The 6,895-nt window shown below is 58.2% G+C and carries 5 protein-coding genes and 1 pseudogene; 3 read left to right on the top strand and 3 right to left on the bottom strand.

What is annotated here, in order from left to right:
* Positions 1-234: 234 nt before the first annotated feature.
* The gene (locus tag C493_RS21520; RefSeq protein WP_007261617.1) at positions 235-1,314 is read right to left on the bottom strand and encodes a polysaccharide biosynthesis protein; all 1,080 of its coding nucleotides are present in this window, start codon (positions 1,312-1,314) and stop codon (positions 235-237) included.
* A gap of 201 nt (positions 1,315-1,515) precedes the next feature.
* Here C493_RS21520 and C493_RS21515 point away from each other — a divergent pair, with 201 nt between their 5' ends.
* Entirely contained in the window at positions 1,516-1,734 is a 219-nt protein-coding gene (locus C493_RS21515; RefSeq protein WP_007261616.1) for a hypothetical protein, read from the top strand.
* A gap of 345 nt (positions 1,735-2,079) precedes the next feature.
* On the opposite strand, the pseudogene C493_RS21510 reads toward C493_RS21515, so the two are convergent.
* Both C493_RS21510 and msrA read right to left on the bottom strand, forming a co-directional pair.
* Positions 2,080-2,922: pseudogene (locus tag C493_RS21510) on the bottom strand (hypothetical protein); the annotation flags it as partial.
* A gap of 487 nt (positions 2,923-3,409) precedes the next feature.
* Positions 3,410-3,943, bottom strand: coding sequence for a peptide-methionine (S)-S-oxide reductase MsrA (msrA, locus tag C493_RS21505; RefSeq protein WP_007261614.1), 534 nt, complete (start codon positions 3,941-3,943; stop codon positions 3,410-3,412).
* A 155-nt stretch (positions 3,944-4,098) separates the two neighbouring features.
* On the opposite strand from msrA, the gene C493_RS21500 reads away from it, so the two are divergent.
* Together C493_RS21500 and C493_RS21495 are read left to right on the top strand one after the other, a co-directional pair.
* Positions 4,099-4,872, top strand: a complete 774-nt coding sequence (locus tag C493_RS21500) for an enoyl-CoA hydratase/isomerase family protein (RefSeq protein ID WP_007261613.1) — start codon at positions 4,099-4,101, stop codon at positions 4,870-4,872.
* 681 nt (positions 4,873-5,553) lie between these two features.
* The gene (locus C493_RS21495) at positions 5,554-6,750 is read left to right on the top strand and encodes a Cdc6/Cdc18 family protein (protein ID WP_049889571.1); all 1,197 of its coding nucleotides are present in this window, start codon (positions 5,554-5,556) and stop codon (positions 6,748-6,750) included.
* Positions 6,751-6,895: the final 145 nt, after the last annotated feature.

Below are 6,895 nucleotides of genomic sequence, written 5' to 3'. Positions count from 1 at the left end.
GTCATCGCCGTGCGAACCACCGCTGGTTCGCCACCCCTTGTGGTTCGGGGACGGCATCTCACGGTATTCGTAGCACTCCATGTTATGCATGGCCACACCAAAATGGTTACGATGGAAATCCAGTTTGGCCATCGATGGCAGATGTCGAGCCGGGCCTACCGCTTGACCTTCGCCTGAAGACGGAGGTATGCGCTATCGGTCTGTATCACCCATGAAAATTCTCACAGAGCGTTGTTATCCGCTGGGTAACGTTCCGTCAACGCTGGGCGAAGCTGGGGCCCGAGCCTCGGCCGGCGGTTCGTCATCCAGTAGTCCGTCCAGTCCGGACTCCCGGAGTAACGAAACGATCTCGGTCTGAGTCAACTTCTCGGCGTCGCCCGACGAACGAACGACATCCGTCGCAGACGTAAACTCCTCGAGTCCGTCACCGCGTTCGTCACCCACCGATTCCGGCCGGATCGCGTACAGCGAGTCGGTCTCGTGCGCTCGATCAACTTCTCGATCCGTCATGATCTCCTCGTGGAACGTCTCGCCCGGTCGGCGTCCGATCAGTTCGATCTCGATTTCTTCAGAGTCGTAGCCGTACTGGGGCGCGATTGCCTCGATCATGGCGTTCGCCAGGTCGACAATCCGGATGGCCGGCATCTTGTAGACGTAAATCTCTCCCCCGTAAGCCCGCTCGAGCGACTGCGAGACCAGATCGAAGACGTCGTCGTACGTGAGGAAGAACCGAGTCATCCGCTCGTCGGTTAGCGTTACCGGTCCCCCCGATCGGATCTGCTCGGCGAACCGCGGAACCACGGACTGCGAGGAGTTGATGACGTTTCCGAACCGGACGGAGGCGAGTCGGAGGTCGTGATCAGCGCGCGCGCGATGAGCTGCGACGAGCTGCTCGCTGAGGAGTTTGGTCGTCCCCATCGCGTTTGCGGGATTGACCGCCTTGTCGCTGCTGGTGAAGACGAGCCGCTCGACGTTCGCATCGACGGCTGCGTCGACGACGTTTTGGACCCCGACGACGTTCGTCTTGACGGCCTCGTACGGATCGTACTGGCAGACGTCGACGTGTTTCATTGCCGCCGTGTGGATGACGTCGTCGAACCCCGTCATCGCTCGCTCGAGGCAGTCGCCGTCCCTGACATTACCGACGAGAAACTCCAGCCGAGGATCGTCGAACTGCGCTCGCAGCTTCGCAAGTCTGGACTCGTCGTTGTCAAGCACCCGAAGCCGCGTTGGGTGCCGTTCGAGCAGTCGCGGAATCAGTGATTGCCCGACAGAGCCGGCGCCCGTGAGCAGGATTTCTTGTTCGGAGATCACAAACGAACTCTGGCCGACATGTGTATTAGTTAATCATTCCTGACGAAGTTTGTTGACTCATTTGTATAGAAATACTCGTGAATAGAGAGTTTATTGGATATTTGTTTCGGTTTGACCATACAATTGGGTGGATATTCGCCCCCACTATTCAGATATTCCAGAGTGTCGATCGAAGACGATCGTCTGGTTCGGTGACACGGTATGGAGAAACGCGCTGCGACCGAATACGACCCCATGGCCAACGACGCGACGTTTCGCCGTAAGAAACTCTCGAACGTTGACGGTGTCAACGACCTCGGGTGCACCGTCACCGCCGACAGCAGTTCGGAGAGTCGGTCGCCGACCGTCGGCACGCCGATCGGGGTGACGCCGGATTCCTCGAACCTGTTCGTGGTACACCCGCGTTTCAGTTTCAGATAGAGCGCCATTCTGTGGACTGCGATAGCTACGCTGCCATCTGCTGAAGGTCAACGGTGCTTTCGCCGGCGTGTCGCGACCCGGCAACATGATAGATTCCGATTCGAATGGGTGGTACGCCGGCCTCTCACCGATTGTATCTCGAGAGAGTGAACGACCACGAGTCGGGTGGCTCGCGGAACTCTCACTGCGTTCGGTAGAAAGTGCGTCAGGCGAACTATTTCGTTCGCTCGAAATGCTCCGTAACGTCTCCGCGTCAGTCGCCCAAATTCGAGACTGGCTGCGAGAACAAGCCGAGCGGAGGGAAGCGTATTCAGGGCGGGATCGGCGTCAGTTTGTATCTACGCCGTCGGTCGCGGCACCGCTTGCGGCCTCTTCGGCGGTCGTGGGGACACCGTCCGGAATCGAGAGGTCCGGATCGTCGCCGACATCGCCGGTCTGTACGGATCCCTCCATCCCGCCGCTGACGGCACCGGAGTCGAACTCGATCGTTCCTCCCTGATGTGAGACGAGCGCGTGGGGATAGTCGCCGCCGGCGAAGTCGGAGTCTTCGATCGTGATTAGACCCGAGGACCAGACGGGACGACCGTTGGTTTCAGTGTAGCCGCCGTAGCCGGGGCCATAGTCGGTGTCGTCGTTGTACGCGACGGAGTTCCTGATCGCGTCGTTCGCGCCGCCACAGCGGTAGGTGGCGACACCGTTGTTCTTCGCGTAACAGTTCTCGAACATGACCGACCCACCGCTGGCCGTGTTGGAACAGTAAAAGCCGTTGTTGGGATAGCCTTGCACGTTGCAGTAACGGAACGTGACATCACAGGCGGCGTCGTTGTGATAGAAAACTGCGCCCGGGCCGTGGACGAAGCCCTCGCCCTCTTTCGTGGCGCCGTCGCCGAGATAAAGATTCTCGATGAGTACGTCACCGCTCGGGGCAGCGATCGACAACTGGAATTCGGAACCCCGGTACAGCCCGTCGAACCCGACGTTCCGGATCGTCGAGTCACCACCCTCAACGAGCAGGGTGAGCGAGCCACCGTCGGTGAGGTCGACCAATTTGTTCTCGAGGGTCTCTCCCTCTCCGATCGTGATCGTCTGTCCGGTGGCCTCGATGACCTCGTAGTCGTCGTCGGCACTCGCAGTCCCGACGGCGGCACCCCCAGTGATCGCTGCGGCGGCGCCGGCGATAGATCGCATGCACGAACGGCGCGTTAATACCGAGTTACGCTCGGCGGTGGAGGGGTGATCGCGTTCAGTAGTGCGGGGTTTCTTCGACATGCATTCTGGCAACCCCGCGTTTCCGACATAAATTTTCTGCTCTTAGAAGTATAAAAATGACATATTGTAATTTGTTTAGTGTTTAATTGGGAACTAGATTGGTGCTATTTAGACGGAAACATATAATGTCTGTGGAGAGCGGATGAGCGGCGAAATTGCCGCAACCAATCTATTTCGGCGGTATAAACAGGATATTACTGGCTGACGGATCGACGTGTCATGGACGCTGACGGCAACGACTCCACTCGATTGCTCCTTGCCGACGGCAGGAACGCCCCGGCAATCCGTTTGAGACCGCGGAGCTACTGGAAACGCACTCACCAACGAGTTACTGGGAACGCTCTCACGATACTGAACGCGAGTTTCGAGCGTGCTCCGAACGACAAAATCAGATTGCCAACTGCTGCTATCGCTGTGCGGCGACGTTCTCCGCGAACTTCTCGCGGACCTTCTCGACTTTCGGCGCCGCGTGCATCCGACAGTAGGCGTCGTTCGGATTCTTCTCGAAGTAATTCTGGTGTTTCTCCTCCGCCTCGTAGAACCTCTCGAGCGGCTCGATTTCCGTCACGATCCCCTCGTAGAGCCCCTCCGCCTCGAGTTCCTCGACGAACGCCCGCGCGGTCTCGAGTTGCTCGTCGTCGTGGGCGTAGATCGCCGACCGGTACTGGGAGCCGACGTCCGGCCCCTCTCGGTCCTTCGTCGTCGGGTCGTGGACCGAGAAGAAGACCTCGAGTAAGTCCGCGTAGGCGATCTCGTCGAGGTCGTACTCGAGCTGGACAACTTCGGCGTGTCCCGTCCGACCGGAGCAGACTTCCCTGTACGTGGGGTTCTCGGTGTGGCCGCCGGCGTAGCCGGAGGTGACCGATTCGACGCCCTCGAGTTCCTCGAAGACCGCTTCGATGCACCAGAAACAGCCGCCGCCAAACGTTGTGCGTTCCATAGCGAGGGGTACGGGTCGCTCGAGGAAAGATGTGGCGGGTACGGTTGCGGACTGACGGACGATTCCGTCGGGTGGCGCCGCCATCCGTTCTCTGGGACAGATACCATCCTGCCTCTGTGCCAAGGGATTTCACCTCTGCCGACGAACCCGCCCGCATGTCCTGGGAAACCGTCGAACTCGAGTGGGACAACGACATTGCAACGCTAACCGTCGACCGACCCGAGGCGCTGAACGCGCTCAACGTCGACACGCTCGAGGCGATGGGAGAAGCGATCACCGAAGCCGCGGACGAGGACGCCCGCGCGTTGATCCTGACGGGTGCCGGCGACGACGCGTTCATCGCCGGGGCCGACATCGGCTACATGCGAGACCTCTCGACCGCGGAGGGCCAGGAGTGGGGCGAACTCGGCCACGACGTCGCCGACGCACTCGAGGCGTTCCCGGCGCCGACGATCGCCGCCGTCAACGGCTACGCCTTCGGCGGCGGCTGCGAGATGGCCATCGCCTGCGACCTGCGCGTGGCCGGCGAGTCGGCCGTCATCGGCAACACGGAGATCGATCTGGGGATTATCCCCGGCTGGGGCGCCACCCAGCGCCTGCCCGAACTGGTCGGCGACGAGACCGCCCGCCGGATGATCTTCCTCGGCGAACGCTTAGACGCCCAGTCCGCCGCGGAGGCCGGGCTTTTCGGCGAGGTTGTGGCGGATGAGGATCTCGAGGAGACCGTCGACGAACTGGCCTCGCGGTTGGCGGCGAAGCCGGCCGTGGCGATGCGCGCCGCGAAGCAAGCGCTCAACCAGCGCCACGAGGGGTCGCAGACGAGCGGCCTCGAGTACGAGAAACGGGCCTTCGCGAGTCTGTTCGGGACGCCGGATCAACGGGAGGGAATGGAAGCGTTCGTGGAGGAACGGGAGCCGGAGTTCGAGTGAACTTGGCGCGCCAGCATTACCGACGTTTCCACCCCGAACACTGACGCAATCCTTGTTCTCGGCAGAATCGATACCGACAACCAGGCGTGTCTGAGACGCCTGAGTATGTCCGGAGCTGATACACACCCCACAGTGCCGATGTAAATCTCTCAAAAATGCCGCCCACAGGTCTCGTACTTAAGAATACGAAACTACTAAACTTCGATTGAACGACACTCTCCAAAGAATATAAATACTATGTCTGTGTTATTGGTCATAGGTAGATCACGATAATTTTGTTGTGGACTTAGTCACAACTCGTCCAACTGAAGCGAACGTTCTCATTTAATCGGTTCTTTGCCTATTTGACCGATAGTCCTGGCTATCTCGGATACTCCTGACCAACCACTCCAGCGTTTCTCCTCCCCGTTATCAGTGGATTTACATCGGCACTCCGAGGGGGGTGTGTCCGTATGAACCGATCTCAGACGAATTCACTCCATCGGCATCCCGGGGTAGTCGCCATCTGTTCTCCCGTATTACATTGGCACTTCGAGGACATTACAGCGGCACTCTGGTCTATAAAACACAACCTAGAACCACTGAAGTCTTGATCTACGTCATTTACATTAGCATCTTGGGGTGCTTACAACGGAATTACGGTTGGCAAAGGTTAAGTAGCCTGTCCTACATTTTCAGCGTATGTCAGGTAGAGAGTCCTTCTTCAACGATCAAAATCGCATCTTTGCGAACAAGGACTTGCTCCGAATTTCTCATCTCGTCGAGGGCGATCGGATCATCGGCCGAGAAGAGGAACTCAACAACCTCGCACAGGCGCTCAAGGATGCAGTTCATGGCCAGACTCCGAATCACGTTCTCATTTACGGAAAAACCGGGACGGGGAAGTCGCTCTGCTCGAAGTACATAACCGAAGATCTGCGAATGAGCGCGTCGGAGAACGACGTCATGGTCGGTGCCGCGTATATCGACTGTCTCCAGCACGGAACCGAAACGCAAGCGATCCGTGCTATCGCACGCAGCCTCAACGATGAATCCGAAACGGGCATCTCGATTCCGTCGACCGGTCTGAGTACGGGAGAATACTACCGACGCCTCTGGAATGTACTCGATGCTCGCTATGATGTCGGAATCGTGATTCTCGATGAGATCGACAAGATCGACAACGACAACATCTTGCTGCAACTGTCCCGAGCTGTCGAAGCTGGAAAACTCGAGGATAGCACGCTCGGTATTATCGGGATCAGTAACAAGATCCGATACAAGGACGAACTGAACGAGCGGGTCAAGTCCAGTCTCGGCGAGCAGGATTTCGTTTTTCCACCGTACGACGCGAACCAACTCCGAGCGATCCTCAAATCACGGATGGATGCATTTCAGGACGGTGTCGTCGAGGAGGCCGTAATTCCGCGGGTCGCGGCGCTGGCTGCGAAAGAACACGGCGACGCCCGGAAGGCGATCGATATTCTGCGCTATGCCGGCGAGATCGCCGACGAAGAGGGTGCCGAAACGGTGACCGACGAACACGTCACGAAAGCACATACCCGCGAGGAGAAAAACCGGTTGGCAGAACTCATCTCGAAACAGCCGCCCCACTCGAAGTTACTGCTCCAAGCACTCGCTTTTCAGATACAGCGGGCCGAAACCGAAGAGCCCGCAATCCCGACGTCGGACATCTACTCGACGTACGAAGTGCTCTGTCAGCAGGACGGAACAGATCCACTCCGAATCCGACGCGTTCGGGAACTCCTGAGTGAATTATCGTTTCTCTCGATTATCGAGCAGACACGGAAGGGGCGTGGCCAGGGGAAGGGTGCACACACGATTCACGAACTCGTCGACGAACCAGAACTGGTCCTCGAGGCCTGTAAGTCGGTCTAGATCGATTCAACTGTGGGTGAAACCAGATTCGATGCAAAACGGACCGATTTTTTGAGTACGCTCTTGTGTAGCACTTTGTTGATTTCACAGCGTTGCTTTGACAGCGTGTTTGAGCGCTTCTCTCCCTGGTTTTCGCAGTAACTTT

Origin of the sequence: Natronolimnohabitans innermongolicus JCM 12255 (assembly GCF_000337215.1) — an archaeon.
In the GTDB taxonomy this organism is placed as follows: domain Archaea; phylum Halobacteriota; class Halobacteria; order Halobacteriales; family Natrialbaceae; genus Natronolimnohabitans; species Natronolimnohabitans innermongolicus.
The sequence above is the reverse complement of the archived record's forward strand: the minus strand, read 5'-3'. Positions and strand labels throughout refer to the sequence as shown.